Below are 15060 nucleotides of genomic sequence, written 5' to 3'. Positions count from 1 at the left end.
GTTTGGGAACAAAGCACAAAAACAAGCTGTGCAATTTAGCACAGCTTGTTTTTTTTACTTATTTCATTTCTTGATCAATCCACTCATCCAAACGGATGATACTTTGTCTTGCCCGTTCGTAATCAATTTTCCGATAGTGATGCATTCCACCCTTTTCCTCATCTTTTTCGTCGGCCCATTTGACAATTTGTTGTAAAGGGGTTCGAATAATATCGTTCGATGGCAAAAAGGAATCCGTGTGAAAAAGAATCGCCAGAGCAATCGTTTTGGCCTTTATTGGATTCTCTCCCAAGCGAATTAAAAGCTTGTGAGCACGTTCAGCCCCTTTAATAGGATGGATATCATTTTGCTTGTACAATTCATAATCCCACTTCCCGTTTTTATACCATGTGTAATGCCCCATGTCATGAAGAAGACCGGCCTTTGAGGCAATATCCACATCGATTCGATGGTCTTTTGCTAACTTAAACGCATGATAGGCAACGGCAATGGCATGGGCGAGGCCTGAGCGGTTCAAATATTTTTGGGCAATATGATGTTCAAAGATATTTAGTAATGTTACATCTCTCATGTGCATTTCCCCCATCCATTGTAGAATTTTTTTATCATTCATTATATGACAAACTTCTATTTAATGCTATTTTTTTTCACGTTAAAAAGGGAGATTCATTGAATCACCCTTTTTAACGTTTAGATTTTCGATACCCAGCCTGCTCAGCATCCTGTTCCGAACAAAACCAAACAATATTGCCCATCGTAGAGTCATAATAGGCTCCACTAGGAACATGATAAATATGGGAGTTGGCATTTCCTTTTATTTTCCCTTTACAATCAAGGTTTGTTTCCTGGTCATTACTCGGTTTATTTTGATAATTGCTGCCTGTGGAAGGTGAATTCGACTCTTTGGAATTAATGGATGATTGACCTGAAATGCCTTTCACCACTTCCTCATGGTAGCCATCTTCTTCAGCATAATTTTCAATTGACCATATGCCAATCTTCTTTTTCTGTGCCTCTTTTTGAATCGCATAAAATTGGTCCACATATTTGGTATTCGGTGCATAGATATAGGCAACACGTGCTAAGCCTTTTTCTAAAAGCATTTCATTGAACATTTTCCCATCGACATAAATATAGGCAAGCAGACGTCCATATTTATCACGTCCATTCCCTATCCCTGTTTCGATTTGTACCTTCTTCCCAACCGTAAGGATTTTTTGAGTGTAAGCTGATGCCTCCGGTCCGAACGGCTGAACACCCAGACGAGGATGGTGGGTTTCAGGGGTATCCACACAAAGCATCCTAACCTTTTCCTCTCGACTATTTAATTTTATAACAACCGTGTCCCCATCTACATTTTTAATAATCGTCGCTGGAAGTAACTTCTTATCCGTCTGCTGGCTGCTATCTATTGATTGATTTTCAGGTTTAGAATCACTTGTAACAGAAGATTGCTGTTGTGAAGGATTTGTATTCGTACTGTTGATTGTAGAACAGCCTGAAACCATCATTATCAAAAGGAATAAAAGGGATATCACGCCAAATCTTTTTCTCATTTATACTCTCTCCTATTAGCCAAAAAAAAGAGAAGAACCAAATGTTCTTCTCTCTTCACCTTTTTAAGGTGTTTCCGTTCCTTTGACGGTTCCTTTTGGCCCTAAATATTCATAATCATCGGGATTGATTGGTGTATATCCTTCAGGTTTATAGAACCTGAGGAGGTCCTTATAAACCACTTCATCAGACATTTGAAGCTCTGTTTTTACTTTTCCATCAATGTTTTTACAAGAACTGTTATTTGGCAATATTTGCTCTGTTTCTGTTGAATAACACTTATCACTTATTTGTAGCACATTAGGAGATACAAAGTCACCATTTCTGAATAATGCCCAGTTCCGGTGATCCTTTGATAATAAGTCAGAACCAAACTCCATGTAATCCTTCGTATCCACACCTAGTAAATGAAGAAGAGTTGGGCGTACGTCGACTTCACCACCGTATTGATGCTGAACCCCGCCTTTTACACCAGGTACATGGATATATAATGGAACCTCTTGCAGTTTTGCGTTCAATGCAGGTGTAATCTTATCAACACCTAAAACCTTTGCCATTGCCTCATTATGATTTTCAGAAATACCATAGTGATCCCCATAAAGGACAATAACAGTTTTATCGTAAAGCCCATCTTTCTTTAAGTCATTAAAGAACTGTTCCAATGCTTGGTCCATATAATGAGCAGATTGGAAATATTGATTGACCACTGTATCCCCGTAATCCCCGGCAGGGAAATCGGTATCCTGCGGATCCATTTCAAACGGGAAGTGGTTGGACAACGAAATAAACTTTGTATAGAAAGGCTGTTTCATGCTTTCCAGCATTGGCATGGATTCTTTAAAGAATGGTTTATCCTTCATCCCATAGTTTTTGGTGTTTTCATCTGACATGTCATAATATTCGGCATCGAAGAATTGATCATAACCTAATGCTTTATACATAACATTTCGATTCCAAAAAGTCTTGTAGTTCCCATGGAACACTGCTGAATTATAGCCAAGACCCTTTAAAATGGCTGGGCTTGCCTGATAGGTATTTTGTGCTTTATTCACGAAAACCGCACCCTGTGACATTGGGTATAATGAGTTTTCCATTAAGAATTCGGCATCCGATGTTTTACCCTGTCCAGTTTGATGGTAGAAATTATCAAAGTAGAAGGTTTTTCCATCATGTGCTAATGAATTTAAGAATGGTGTAACCTCTTGACCATTCGGCATTTTATAATCAATCATAAAGTTCTGGAATGATTCAAGCGAGACGTAAATCACATTCATCCCTTTTGCCTTACCAAAATACTTTGAATTTGGTTTCGCATAGTTCGCTTTCCGATAGTTTTCTACATCGGTAATATCGCTACTGTCAGCAAGTGCACGTTGACTGGATGATTTGATATTTTGAATCGCGTCATAAATGGTAAAGTTATATGCCCCAAGATATTTAACTAAATAGTTTCGGTCAAAAGAACGCGATAATAATTGCGGGCGGTCCTTTTCCGCTAATCCAAGATTAAACAGAAAAACGGTGATTGAAAATAAAAGAACGATTTTGAATGACTTTCTTGTTTGAACCGTAACTTTTTTAAAGACCGTTAATGCTAAAACAATTAGCACAATAAAATCGGTAAAATAAAAAATATCTAAAGGCGACATTAAAGAGAAAGCACTATCACCAAGCTGCCCCGCATTTGTCTTCGTCTGCATAATAACAGGGATTGTAATGAAATCATTAAAAAATCGGTAATATGCAATATTTGCATAAAGCAGGAACGATAATAAGAAATTTATGATAATCATAACAAGCTTCACATGCTTTTTAAAGAGCAAAGCTATACCAAAAAAGAATAGTGCAGAACTTATTGGATTAATGAATAATAAGAATTTCTGCAGATTATTATCAATTCCTAATTTAAATTCAATTTGGTAGGCTGCATATGTTTTAATCCAAAACAATACAACAGCAATCGCAAAAAAAGTAATATGATTATTATTTTTTAGTGTTTTGGGAAGATTAATCTTTTTCATCTAAATTCTCCTCTCACTTACCAATAAAATACTTCGGTAAACGAACCTCAATTACTATAACACATTTTTTTTAAAAATAAAAACATAAATAATACCATTTTACTCAACCTTTAGGACAAAATTTTTCGTCAATTTTCTCATTTTTCCATAAACTTTTATTACTAATATCAGATTCTTTCCTTTAATCATTCATGAATTTTACTTTTTATTTTTATGCCAATTACTAGTGGGACATGACTAATTTTCCGGCCTCAATTATATAAGACGAACAAAACATTTTTTAGTTTCACGGTTTATTTAATTTTTTACTGATGGGTTTATTTTAAGCTATCTTAATCCTGAGTGTATGTAGTTGCAATAAGTATTTGGTCTTATCTTTAAAATAATGGCCTATGGATTGAATAGTGGAATACGGTTATGAAAAGGATAAAATAAAAGAAAGAAAGAGGAGATAAAAGATATGCCGCGAATTCGACCTGAGTTTACAAAAAGCCCTTATTTTGTAGATGAGCCTGGAAATTGGCACTTAAAACCTGGCGCTCCAGAGGAACTGCAAGAAGAATTTGTACAATATATGGAAACGTTAAGAGACACAGATGAGGATGGCGCATTTAACGGAATTCATATATCCTATCCTTATAATCGAGGAAGAGATCAGTATTAACTTTTCCTCCTTTTTCCATTCCAACACAGTTTCTTCTATATAAGAAAGCGATTTCATTTTTATTTGTATAAAAGAAACCGATAAAACCAAGAATAAAATGACAACTGTTTTAGGAGTGAAGAAAATGGATGTTAATCGAGTTAAACAGATTCTTTCTTCGTCAGCCGATATTGAAGTAAAATACCATGGTGCATCTGTATGGATTGACCAATTAAACGAAGATGGAAGGACAGCAACTGTTCATTCACGAGGTCCTCTTGAGGAGCGTTCCAATGTTGAAATTCATGAGTTAGTCGAGGAATAAATCTTCTTAACCACCTATTTTAAAATAGGTGGTTTTTTTAAAAAAATAAGACAGGAAGTTTTCCTGTCTTATACCATATCTTCGTTTTCTCTTTCAATTTCACTTGGCTGGGGTTGATCATTTTGAACGATGCTTCCAAGTACTTCTCTGTCCATCTTGCCGGCATCCTTTCCGGTCCCCGGTGCAATATGTGACATTGGCAGCTGTTCTAATTCTTTACCTCTTGGCATCTTTCCTCACTCCTTTTACTTAGAGTGCTCATTTTCAACAGGTTTTACTCCTCTGTCTTGTCTATTGCATATTTAGCAAGAAGCTGAATCGTCATATCATCCATTGGCGGATTGTGGAGCCCCGCTCTCACATCCCGATAATAACGCTGTAATGGATTTTTTATGGAAAGACTTTTAGCTCCGACAATTCTCATTGCAAGATCGACAATCTCAATGGCCGAATTGGTAACCGTCATTTTAACAGCACCCAAAACAGGTCCCATGTGGTTCCGCTCTTGAACATTTGAGGAATCCCATTGTTTAGCCACCGAATATAAAAAGTACTCAGTCTGCATGATCCTCCATTCAATCTCTCCAATTTTTTGCAAAACGTTCGGCAATTCTATAATCGCTCCTTTAATACTGCTTGGAGAATATTCTTTTGCAAATTGAATACAATAGTTTTTTGCCGCTTTAGCGATCCCAAGATAGCAGGCAGGGATATGAAGAAGCCAGCCACTTGGTTTTTTCCCTTCTAAACCAAGCTGTTCAACAAAGAAGTCATTATGCACTCTCACATTCTTAAGTATTAAATCATGACTTCCCGTACCTCTTAAAGCAATACTGTCCCATGTTTCTTCAATGGAAACCCCTTCAGTGGGACGTGGAATAAGAAAATTTCCTATTTGGTCTGTTCCTTTTACGGCTGCACTGACAATAAAATAATCAAGGACAGGAGACATGGTAGTAAATGTTTTTCTGCCATTAATCATCCAGCCATCTCCTTGTTTTTCCGCAACGGTTTCCGGCCTGCCCCCACGTGTCGGACTTCCGGTGCTCGGTTCTGTCGCAGCACCATTAATCAATGCCCCTTTTTTAACATCCTCACAAAGCATTTTAAAAACGGACTCTTTCCATTTATTTTTTTCCCCGAGATTCATCATAATCCCCATATGCCAACCAATCGCAAGGGCTGTTGCCCCATCGCCAACTGCAATCTTCTCCTGCAAACGAAGTAATTCATATAAGGAAATTTCTTTACCACCATACTTTTTAGGGACAGTTAGGGCAGTATATCCAGTATTTTTAAGAACATCAATATTTGCAAACGGAAAACTTCCCTCAATGTCTACTTGATGGGCACGCAAAGAAAATTGATTGGCTAAAGGACTCATGATTTCGAGACGTTCTTCAACTGTATTTTTTTCTAAAAAGCTCATTTAATCCTCTCCAATTCATAAAAACCATCCATACGTTAAGGATGGTTTTTCTAACTGACTGTCTATTCTATATTTGAAAATTGCTCCAAATCAGCATTTTCCCCAATTACGACAAGAACATCCCCAAGTTCAATTTTCTTATCAGGTGATGGAGTAATATTAATATCATGTCCATGTTGAATCGCAATCACAGTTAAATTAAATTTTGCCCTGAGGTCCAGCTCTCTTAAGGTTTTTCCTGTCATTTTATCCGGGATTTTCACTTCCTCCACACTATAATCCTTAGAAATTTCAATGAAATTCAAAACATTTGGTGAGAGGAGCTGATGCGCTACCCTTATTCCCATATCTCTTTCAGGATAAACCACCCAATCGGCTCCTACTTTTTTAAGAACCTGCCCATGTAATTTATTAAGTGCTTTAGCAATAACTTTTTTAACGCCAAGTTCCTTCAAAAGTAGGACACTTAAAATGCTTGCTTGAATATCATTTCCAATTGCCACAATAACGGTGTCAAAATTACGGATGCCGATTGATTTTAGCGCCTCTGCATCGGTCGAATCGGCAATTAATGCGTGTGTCGTATATGGATGGGAATCATCTACCCGCTCTTCATTTACGTCCACGCCAAGAACTTCTTTACCCGACTCGAATAATTTCGTTGCAATACTAAGACCAAACCTGCCTAACCCAATCACTGCATATTGTTCTGCCATGAAATCAACCTCCTTGCAAAATGACTAACCAATCATGATTTTCCCTTTAGGATATCTGAACGCATCAGGATTTCTTCTCATAGTCACAGCAAAAGCAATCGTTAACGGTCCAACCCTGCCAGCAAACATGGTAAAAATAATCAATGCCTTACCTACATGTGATAACTCGGGAGTTAATCCCATTGAAAGTCCCACGGTTGCAAATGCGGATGTTGCTTCAAATAAAATCATTAAAAAGTCTTTGCCGCTTTCGGTAATCGTTAAAAGCATCGTAATTACCACAACAAGAAATAACCCGCTAAATGCAACGGTTATCGCTTTATAAATGGTTTCATAAACAATTCGCTGGCGGTAAAAAATAACGTCTTCCTTCCCGCGGATCTGTGACCATACAGCACCAATAAGAGTGGTGAAAGTGGTGGTTTTAATACCACCACCTGTGGAACCCGGTGAAGCACCTATAAACATTAAGATAATGATTAAGAATAAGGATGGCTGAGTTAAATCTCCAATATTCAATGTGTTTGCACCAGCCGTTCTAGGTGTAACGGATTGAAACAGGGCAGCAAGAAATTTTCCTAAAAAGGTTAATGGTTTTAATGTTTTTTCATTTGTATACTCAAATGAAAAAATACCAATTGTTCCAACGGCCAATAAAAATAAACTTGTCATCAGGACCACTTTAGTATGTAACGATAACCGCTTGGAGACGCGAAATTCATAAAGCTCATTCATGACAATAAAGCCAATCCCGCCTAATGTAATTAAAGAGCATATCGTAAGAACCACGGTGGGATCCTCTACATAACTGGTCAAGCTATGAAATTCCCCCATTAAATCAAAGCCGGCATTATTAAAATTGGAAATCGAATGAAAAATGCCATAATAAATGGCTTTTCCAAGCGGCATATCAAAAGAAAAACGCAGTGTAAGTATAATCGCACCAGTTAATTCAATTACAGCCGTAAAAATTAAAATTCGCCTTGCTAACCTGACGATCCCTTCCATTGAAAGGTTATTCAGTGATTCTTGAAGTAAAATTCTTTCCTTTAATGAAATTCTTTTTCCAACCAGAAAGGCAAAGAGTGTAGCAAATGTCATGAATCCTAACCCGCCGATTTGAATCATCGATAGAATAACGAGCTGACCAAAGATGGTAAAAGTAGTACCGGTATCGACAACAACAAGCCCTGTTACACATGTGGCAGAGGTTGCCGTAAATAATGCATTAAGAAAAGATAACCCTTGTCCATTTGTGGTTGAAATTGGCATTGTTAATAGTAAAGCACCAATTAAAATAATCAGAGCAAATCCTAAGACCAGTATTTTCGGTGGATCAAGATAAAATTTTTTTCGCTGCATAGTTTTCTCCTAACCTAATTTGGCATTCTATAATAAATATCTAACATAAATATAGATCATGGAAATAAAAATGGATAATAACATCAGGGGAAAACCAACCTTTAAATATTTCATAAATGTTATGTGATATCCTTCTTTCGATGCAAGTCCGGCTACCACCAAATTAGCACTCGCGCCGATAAGGGTTCCATTTCCGCCAAGACATGCTCCAAGAGAAAGGCTCCACCATAAAGGATCTAAATTGGTTATACCCAATTTCCCCATCTCTTTAATCATCGGAATCATCGTGGCTACAAATGGAATATTATCCACAAATGCCGATATCACTGCACTCATCCAAAGAATTAAAATCGTCGTTGCTTTCAATTCTCCCCCTGTGAGTGCAATTGCTTTTTTTGCGACCGCAGCAACAAGACCCGTTTCAACCAATCCGCCCACAATGACAAATAATCCGATGAAAAAGAAAAGGGTTGTCCATTCTATTTTTTCCAATACCGTAACTAAATATTTGTCCCCAGTTAGTAAAAGCAAGATAAAAGCCCCAATTAATGCAACCGTAGCCGTTTCGATATGTAATATTTGATGGGCAAAAAAACCGCCTAATGTCAGGACAATAACAAATAAACATCTTGCGAGTAAATCATAATCCTTCAATTCTTGTTTCGCATTTTTACTTAATAAATGTTTTTTTAGATCGTCTGTTGATTTTAACTGTTTCTTATATATTAACGTAAAAATAAAAATGGTAACAACTAGGATGATGATATTAATCATTGCTAGATTATTGATAAAGGTCATAAAGTCTAACTCTTTAACGGCACTGCCAATCATCAGGTTTGGCGGGTCCCCAATCATTGTCGCCGTTCCGCCTATATTCGAAGCAAATATTTCTGACATTAAAAATGGAATGGGGTGTACCTTTAATTGATGGGTGATACTTAAGGTAACTGGCACAACGAGGAGAACCGTTGTTACATTATCTAAAAAAGCAGACGCCACAGCTGTAAAAAAACTTAAGGCAATTAAAATCCTGACCGGTTCCCCTTTTACCTTCTGTGCAGACCAAACTGCAATAAATTCAAAAACCCCTGTTTGCGCCGTAATTCCAACGATAATCATCATTCCTACCAAAAGACCAATCGTATTAAAATCGATATGATGGACGGCCGCCTTCTGGTCAAGAACCCCAAAAGCAACCATCAAAAGACCGCCCAGCATAGCAATCGTCGTCCGATGAATTTTTTCCGAAATAATTGTCGCATATGTAAATAAAAAAATAATCAAGGCAATCCACTCTTGTGATCCCATGCTCCCACGCCCTTATATATAATAGATACAGAAAAAAATATACTACTCTCCTATTTATATGTAAATATTTTTTATCTTGCAAATAGTCAGAAAACAGTCATTTCAATAAAATATAATTAAAAACTCCTTTAGTGCTAAAAATAGTAATAACATCAAAAGCTTTGTGTCAAACCTCATTGTTTATTCCCAAAAAATCAACTATAATAACGAAAAGAAAATTTTTCCACAAAAATGAAAAAGTCAATTTCTGTTGAGGGAAACCATTTTTAAGGGGGATTTGAATGATTCAAGGAACAAAACAACTATTTATTCAAACCGGGAGCCTTGTGGCTGGTTTCATGGTTTGGGTACTTATCTCTTCACTAATGCCATTTATTAAAGCAGATATTAATCTCTCATCAACCCAAATTGCATGGGCTACTGCTGTTCCGGTTATTCTTGGATCACTGCTAAGGGTTCCAATTGGTTTTTGGACCAATCGCTTTGGAGCGAGAGTCTTATTTACCATTTGTTTTCTTGTCCTGGTGATACCTATTGCAGTCATTAGCTTCGCCAATTCATTCGCCATGCTCATTATGGGAGGTTTTTTACTAGGTATTGGTGGTGCAGTTTTTTCCATCGGTGTCACTTCATTACCGAAATATTATGAGAAAAAAAAGCATGGATTTATTAACGGGATCTATGGTGCCGGTAATATCGGAACAGCCATCACTTCTTTTTCTGCTCCAGTCCTTGCAACTGCATACGGATGGAGAAGTACGATTAAAATCTTTCTAATTATTGTCTTGGTTTTTGCTGTCATTAATTTCTTATTAGGTGACAGAAAAGAGCGAAAAGTGAACAACTCTTTTTCCGTAGTTATTAAAGAGGTTTATCGAAACCCAAAACTTTGGCTGTTAAGCTTATTTTATTTCATCACATTCGGGTCATTTGTTGCTTTTACGATTTATTTGCCGTCTTTTTTAGTCAATCACTTTGAATTAGAAAAAGTGGATGCTGGTCTCCGGACAGCTGGTTTTATTGCCATTTCTACTCTCTTTAGGCCTGTAGGAGGCTGGCTCGGCGACAAGCTAAATCCTTTATTTATCTTAATGTTTGTGTTCTTTTGGCTTACCTTTGCCGGTTTTCTTTTGTCATTTACCCCATCCTTGCCAATCTATTCTTTTGGATGCTTATTAGTGGCTTTTTGTGCAGGGATCGGTAATGGGGCAATCTTTAAACTTGTCCCGTTGTTTTTTTCAAAACAGGCGGGTGTTGTCAATGGTATTGTATCCGCAATGGGCGGTCTCGGCGGTTTTTTCCCGCCATTAATTCTAACCATTCTGTTTAACTGGACTGGGCATTACGCCATCGGCTTTATGTCCCTATCTGAAATATCATTATCAAGCTTAGTTTTAGTTGTTTGGCTTTACTATCAGGACAAACTTGATATTTCCAATAAAATTGTCAATCATGCTGTCGATGGCATCGTTGTAACAGATCCAAATGGAATTATTCAAAAAATAAATCCGGCATTTACAAAAATCACTGGTTACCGTAAAGAAGAAGTGGTAGGAAAGACACCAAGTGTTCTTCAATCGGGGGAACACAACAATGATTTTTATAAAAGTATGTGGGATCGATTGAAAGAAGAAGGTTTTTGGAAAGGACATATTTGGAATAAACGTAAAAATCAAGAGATTTATCAGGAATGGTTAACTATTACGGCCATCAAGGATGAGTCCGGCGAGACAAAAAATTATGTTGGAATGTTCAATGAAGAACGTGAAGAGGAGAAAAAGAAATAAAGGGGTAACAACAGCTTTCCAATAGGAAGGCTGTTTTTTTGTTCATTTTGAAGAGAAAAAATATCGTTTTATGACAACTTTTTGACTTTGCTTCCATGTTCACAGTTCCTTCACTATTTTTGTGACGTACGTCACAAATTTCATACCACCATCTGTTTTATAGTTTCAATGTAAACAACAAATATAAAAATAAAAATTTAAATAATCAGGAGGAGACAATAATGGCTCGAATAAATTATTGGAATCCAGAAGACGAAAAATTTTGGAAAACAGAAGGAAGGAAACACGCGCAAAGAAATTTATGGATCTCTGTCCCATCATTAATGTTAGCTTTCATCGTATGGCAAATCTGGTCCGTAGTTGCCGTTAGACTAAACGATATTGGCTTCCATTATACTGAAGAACAACTATTTACTCTTGCTGCCATTCCTGGACTTGTCGGTGCAACACTTCGATTTGTGTATACCTTTGCAGTTGGTATATTCGGCGGAAAGAACTGGACAGTCATTTCAACAGCCATTTTAGCAATCCCTGCTATCGGCATTGGTTTTGCAGTACAAAATACCGACACACCGTTTTCAGTCATGTTATTGTTGGCTGCGCTTTGTGGTCTTGGCGGCGGTAACTTTTCATCATCTTCGGCAAATATCAGCTTTTTCTTCCCCAAAAAGGAAAAAGGTACTGCACTTGGTATTAACGGCGGTTTAGGAAATATGGGCGTTTCAGTTGTCCAATTTGTTACACCATTAATCATTACTTCTAGTACTTTTGCATTTGTTGGAGGCAATCAAGTATTGTCTACTGGTCAACATGTTTGGTTACAAAATGCAGCATTTATCTGGGTGATCCCAATTGTCATTGTGACATTACTTGCCTTATTTAAAATGGATAACGTACCAAATGCAAAACAATCCGTTTCCGATCAATTTGTGATTGTAAAACGTAAGCACACTTGGATTATGACCATCCTTTATATTGCAACATTTGGTTCCTTTATTGGATATTCAGCGGCATTTCCGCTTCTATTAAAATCTCAATTTCCTGAGCATCTTTCCCTTGCATTCCTTGGTGCCCTAGTGGCAGCAGCAGCAAGACCTGTTGGCGGCTGGTTAGCTGATAAATTTGGCGGTGCGAAAGTAACAGCGTATGTCTTTGTTATCATGGCAATTGGTGCTATAGGGGTTATTTATTTCTTAAATGGCAAGCAATTTGCTGGTTTCTTGACAGCATTCTTAGTTCTTTTCTTAGCATCTGGAATTGGGTCTGGATCAACATTCCAAATGATTCCAAATATCTTTGTTCCAAAAGAGGCAGCACCAGTTATTGGTTTTTCAGCAGCATTTGCTGCTTATGGTTCATTCTTTATTCCAAAACTTTTCGGCTGGTCTATTAATACTACAGGCTCATATGTAACTGCATTCTACTTCTTTATTGGTTTCTATGTAATCAGTTTTGGTCTTAACTGGTTCTTCTATCAAAGAAAATCTACAGCAGCCAAAACATTGGTTAAACAAGCCGGTTAATTCCGGCTTGTTTTTTTAATCAAAACCTATATTAAAAAATTGTCTATGCTAATTGGCCTGTTGATTTCCGCTTCAATCAACAGGGAGCAAATTAACATAAAGAAATGCCACACACCTTATCCTATCTGGCTAAGTAAACCCACATTTAGGGTCTGTTGTATTAGCCCGAATTTCTTTAGGCTCTATCACTTTCTCCTTTAACCGCTTTTTTCAATATTTCATTCCATCCACTTCAATAGCTTTATTAAATTCCGCGAGTTATAGTTGATGGTAAAAGATGTCCAGAATTTGCTAGATATTTTGGCTAAACTAATATATTTGTTTAAAACATTTATAAGTCTATTATAAAGAAAAACACATTGAATTGGGGAATTCAATGTGTTTTTCAGCAGCTTCTCAAATGAGAAAGGTATTTTTTTATTATTCAGGCTTAACAGCTTTAAATTCGTCAATAGTTTCAGGGGTATTTTTACCTTCTTTTCCTTGGAAAAGGTCGATATTAACGGTCACATCCATACAGCCAAGGTATTTACCATTTTCATCACGTACTGCCATGAATTTTTGGTAAATTTGACCAGATTCACCAGAGCGTTTTGGGAACCAAAATTCCCATTCGTCGCGTGTTCCTGAACGGAAATCATTCAACAATTTTTCAACGTGGTGAGCCACTTTTGGGTGAAGCTCAAGCACAGGGCGACCAATCGCTTCTTTACGGCGACCATGCACGCGGTTTGGATTATTTGAATACCAGCGGAAAATATCGTTGGCATCGCAAAAGCCCATTTCAAATGGCAAAAGTTTGATGATTGAATCCAAAGTGCTTGCTTTAATCGCACCAGTTTCAAAGTTAATCACAGCTTCAGGACTAATTAAATCTGACAATTTTTCTTCAGACATTTATAAATCTCCTTTATGGGAACAAAATAATACAAATATTTATGAGCAAAAAAATTGCCCACTAATATTATAATCTTTTTATTACTATTAGCCAATTCCTAGATTGCTTCTGCATAGATTATTGCAGATTTCAAGAGTGCATCAACTGGTTTAAATTCGTTGGCTTGGTGCATCGTGTCTTGTTCACCTTTAAACATCGCACCGTAAGCAACACCACGTTTCAAGAGACGACCAAATGGAGATTGGCGGAACTGTAAGAATTATCAGTCCACCTTCCATTGTGTTTATATATTTAGGACGGTATCCAACTGGATGGGTAAAACAGGTTGCCTGGATCATCTTCTGGGTGACCCTTTTGTCTGTCGTCGAGTTAGTAAACTACATAATGGGTTTAATGAGTTACCATAATGGTTGGAATTTCGGGTGGTCTGAGAATGATGATCGCTGCGGCGGTCATTTTTTCTTGTTGAACAAACGGGCAGAATAGTTCAAAATCAGGCACGAAGAATCGTTTCACAAGTGATGGTAAAGTAAAGGTTTGAAGAATTGGTCTATATACTTACCCTTTAGTAACGTAAGCAATTCTTGTAAAGGGGCTTCTTTATCATTGGCTAAACGGCAAAAAAAGGGTAGATCGATGAGCTCGGCTCAATATTTTGATCCTCATGGGATTTTGGGATGTGGACATGAAGTCCATTTCATCCAAGCTAGAAAGAAACAGCATCTAACTTTTAGGATCTTTCGCGGAGTCTGCCTCCGTCCGGGATGTCGTTCTCATACCGCTGGATTGGATTAATATCCATCGTTTTCATGCTGATAGAAGTTGTGTTTCTTAAAGTCGGTGTCTACACTCACCATTGGTGGCACACATATATGACTGGTATTGTAACATTTATCTTTATGGCTGCTATGAAAAAGTGGTATTCCATAGTAAATGGAAAAAGCCATAAATCCCCTCGAATCATAACATTCTGGACAATAGCATGGATCATTCTGCAAACTCCAACAAGCGTACTTATGCTTTTTGGAAAACAGTTTTTTCACGTAAATTGGGTTGAAAACATTTTTCGGGACAGCACCTTATTTAGTGGTTTTTTGTATCATGTATGTATAGCTGTAATTGTTATATTATGTATTTACATACCAAAGAAAAGATATTGGATAGTGGTTCCTTTTTTTATCCTGCTAATAGGCGATGTTATCCTCATGAACATGAAAATATTAGTTTTTCATGACAATTGGAAATTAAGTTACTTGATCTGCATCCGCGCAGCAAGTTTACTTTTTATTATTCTGATTGAAAAATTCATGTTGAGACGGGTTAAGGTTGAAATTCTAACTTAATCGGACAAGCCTGCTAGTTGGTGGTATACGCAGTCAAAACGGTTTTCAAACAAAACCACATCTTCATAAGTGCGTTCATTCATCAAACTTCCTTCCATAGTAACTTTGGTTGCCACAAATCTGCTCTGCCAGTCGCCTAACTACATCATAT

Annotated in this window: 16 protein-coding genes; 6 read left to right on the top strand and 10 right to left on the bottom strand. The window is 37.2% G+C overall.

Features of this window, described 5'->3' with window-relative positions; all coding sequences use genetic code 11:
- Positions 1-58: 58 nt before the first annotated feature.
- The 3 genes from J2Y67_RS03670 to ltaS form a co-directional block, all read right to left on the bottom strand.
- Complete coding sequence (locus J2Y67_RS03670) at positions 59-571, bottom strand: HD domain-containing protein (RefSeq protein WP_310170695.1); 513 nt, start codon at positions 569-571, stop codon at positions 59-61.
- A gap of 112 nt (positions 572-683) precedes the next feature.
- Positions 684-1556: a thermonuclease family protein gene (locus J2Y67_RS03665; RefSeq protein WP_310170692.1), complete on the bottom strand. Its 873-nt coding sequence runs from the start codon at positions 1554-1556 to the stop codon at positions 684-686.
- Between the two features lie 63 nt (positions 1557-1619).
- Positions 1620-3575 carry a lipoteichoic acid synthase gene (ltaS, locus tag J2Y67_RS03660; protein WP_310170690.1) on the bottom strand — a complete coding sequence of 652 codons (1956 nt, stop codon included), beginning with the start codon at positions 3573-3575 and terminating at the stop codon, positions 1620-1622.
- 460 nt (positions 3576-4035) lie between these two features.
- Between ltaS and J2Y67_RS03655 the strand changes: the two genes are divergently transcribed.
- Together J2Y67_RS03655 and J2Y67_RS03650 are read left to right on the top strand one after the other, a co-directional pair.
- Complete coding sequence (locus J2Y67_RS03655) at positions 4036-4239, top strand: hypothetical protein (protein WP_310170688.1); 204 nt, start codon at positions 4036-4038, stop codon at positions 4237-4239.
- A gap of 124 nt (positions 4240-4363) precedes the next feature.
- Entirely contained in the window at positions 4364-4543 is a 180-nt protein-coding gene (locus tag J2Y67_RS03650) for an H-type small acid-soluble spore protein (RefSeq protein ID WP_310170686.1), read from the top strand.
- 68 nt (positions 4544-4611) lie between these two features.
- Here J2Y67_RS03650 and J2Y67_RS03645 read toward each other — a convergent pair whose 3' ends face one another.
- The 5 genes from J2Y67_RS03645 to J2Y67_RS03625 form a co-directional block, all read right to left on the bottom strand.
- A complete protein-coding gene (locus J2Y67_RS03645; protein WP_310170682.1) occupies positions 4612-4773 on the bottom strand; it encodes a hypothetical protein in 162 nt (53 codons plus the stop codon).
- Positions 4774-4817: 44 nt separating this feature from the next.
- A complete protein-coding gene (locus tag J2Y67_RS03640; protein ID WP_310170680.1) occupies positions 4818-5972 on the bottom strand; it encodes an acyl-CoA dehydrogenase family protein in 1155 nt (384 codons plus the stop codon).
- 62 nt (positions 5973-6034) lie between these two features.
- Positions 6035-6688 (bottom strand): potassium channel family protein, encoded by a 654-nt coding sequence (locus J2Y67_RS03635; RefSeq protein ID WP_310170677.1) that lies wholly within the window; start codon positions 6686-6688, stop codon positions 6035-6037.
- 24 nt (positions 6689-6712) lie between these two features.
- Positions 6713-8050: a TrkH family potassium uptake protein gene (locus tag J2Y67_RS03630; RefSeq protein WP_310170675.1), complete on the bottom strand. Its 1338-nt coding sequence runs from the start codon at positions 8048-8050 to the stop codon at positions 6713-6715.
- 27 nt (positions 8051-8077) lie between these two features.
- Positions 8078-9358: an ArsB/NhaD family transporter gene (locus J2Y67_RS03625; RefSeq protein ID WP_310170672.1), complete on the bottom strand. Its 1281-nt coding sequence runs from the start codon at positions 9356-9358 to the stop codon at positions 8078-8080.
- 281 nt (positions 9359-9639) lie between these two features.
- On the opposite strand from J2Y67_RS03625, the gene J2Y67_RS03620 reads away from it, so the two are divergent.
- Positions 9640-11145 (top strand): nitrate/nitrite transporter, encoded by a 1506-nt coding sequence (locus J2Y67_RS03620; protein ID WP_310170670.1) that lies wholly within the window; start codon positions 9640-9642, stop codon positions 11143-11145.
- A 221-nt stretch (positions 11146-11366) separates the two neighbouring features.
- Positions 11367-12668: a NarK family nitrate/nitrite MFS transporter gene (locus tag J2Y67_RS03615; protein ID WP_310170668.1), complete on the top strand. Its 1302-nt coding sequence runs from the start codon at positions 11367-11369 to the stop codon at positions 12666-12668.
- Between the two features lie 420 nt (positions 12669-13088).
- On the opposite strand, the gene J2Y67_RS03610 is transcribed toward J2Y67_RS03615, so the two are convergent.
- The gene (locus J2Y67_RS03610; RefSeq protein ID WP_310170666.1) at positions 13089-13565 is read right to left on the bottom strand and encodes a PAS domain-containing protein; all 477 of its coding nucleotides are present in this window, start codon (positions 13563-13565) and stop codon (positions 13089-13091) included.
- 98 nt (positions 13566-13663) lie between these two features.
- Positions 13664-13789 carry a hypothetical protein gene (locus J2Y67_RS03605; RefSeq protein ID WP_310170664.1) on the bottom strand — a complete coding sequence of 42 codons (126 nt, stop codon included), beginning with the start codon at positions 13787-13789 and terminating at the stop codon, positions 13664-13666.
- Positions 13790-13800: 11 nt separating this feature from the next.
- On the opposite strand from J2Y67_RS03605, the gene J2Y67_RS03600 reads away from it, so the two are divergent.
- Both J2Y67_RS03600 and J2Y67_RS03595 read left to right on the top strand, forming a co-directional pair.
- The gene (locus J2Y67_RS03600; RefSeq protein ID WP_310170662.1) at positions 13801-14052 is read left to right on the top strand and encodes a hypothetical protein; all 252 of its coding nucleotides are present in this window, start codon (positions 13801-13803) and stop codon (positions 14050-14052) included.
- A gap of 386 nt (positions 14053-14438) precedes the next feature.
- On the top strand, positions 14439-14909 hold the full coding sequence (locus J2Y67_RS03595) for a hypothetical protein (RefSeq protein ID WP_310170660.1): 471 nt from the start codon (positions 14439-14441) through the stop codon (positions 14907-14909).
- Positions 14910-15060 lie beyond the last annotated feature (151 nt).

Origin of the sequence: Neobacillus niacini (assembly GCF_031456445.1) — a bacterium.
In the GTDB taxonomy this organism is placed as follows: Bacteria; Bacillota; Bacilli; order Bacillales; family Cytobacillaceae; genus Neobacillus; species Neobacillus niacini_I.
This window is presented reverse-complemented; position numbering and strand designations above follow the sequence as displayed.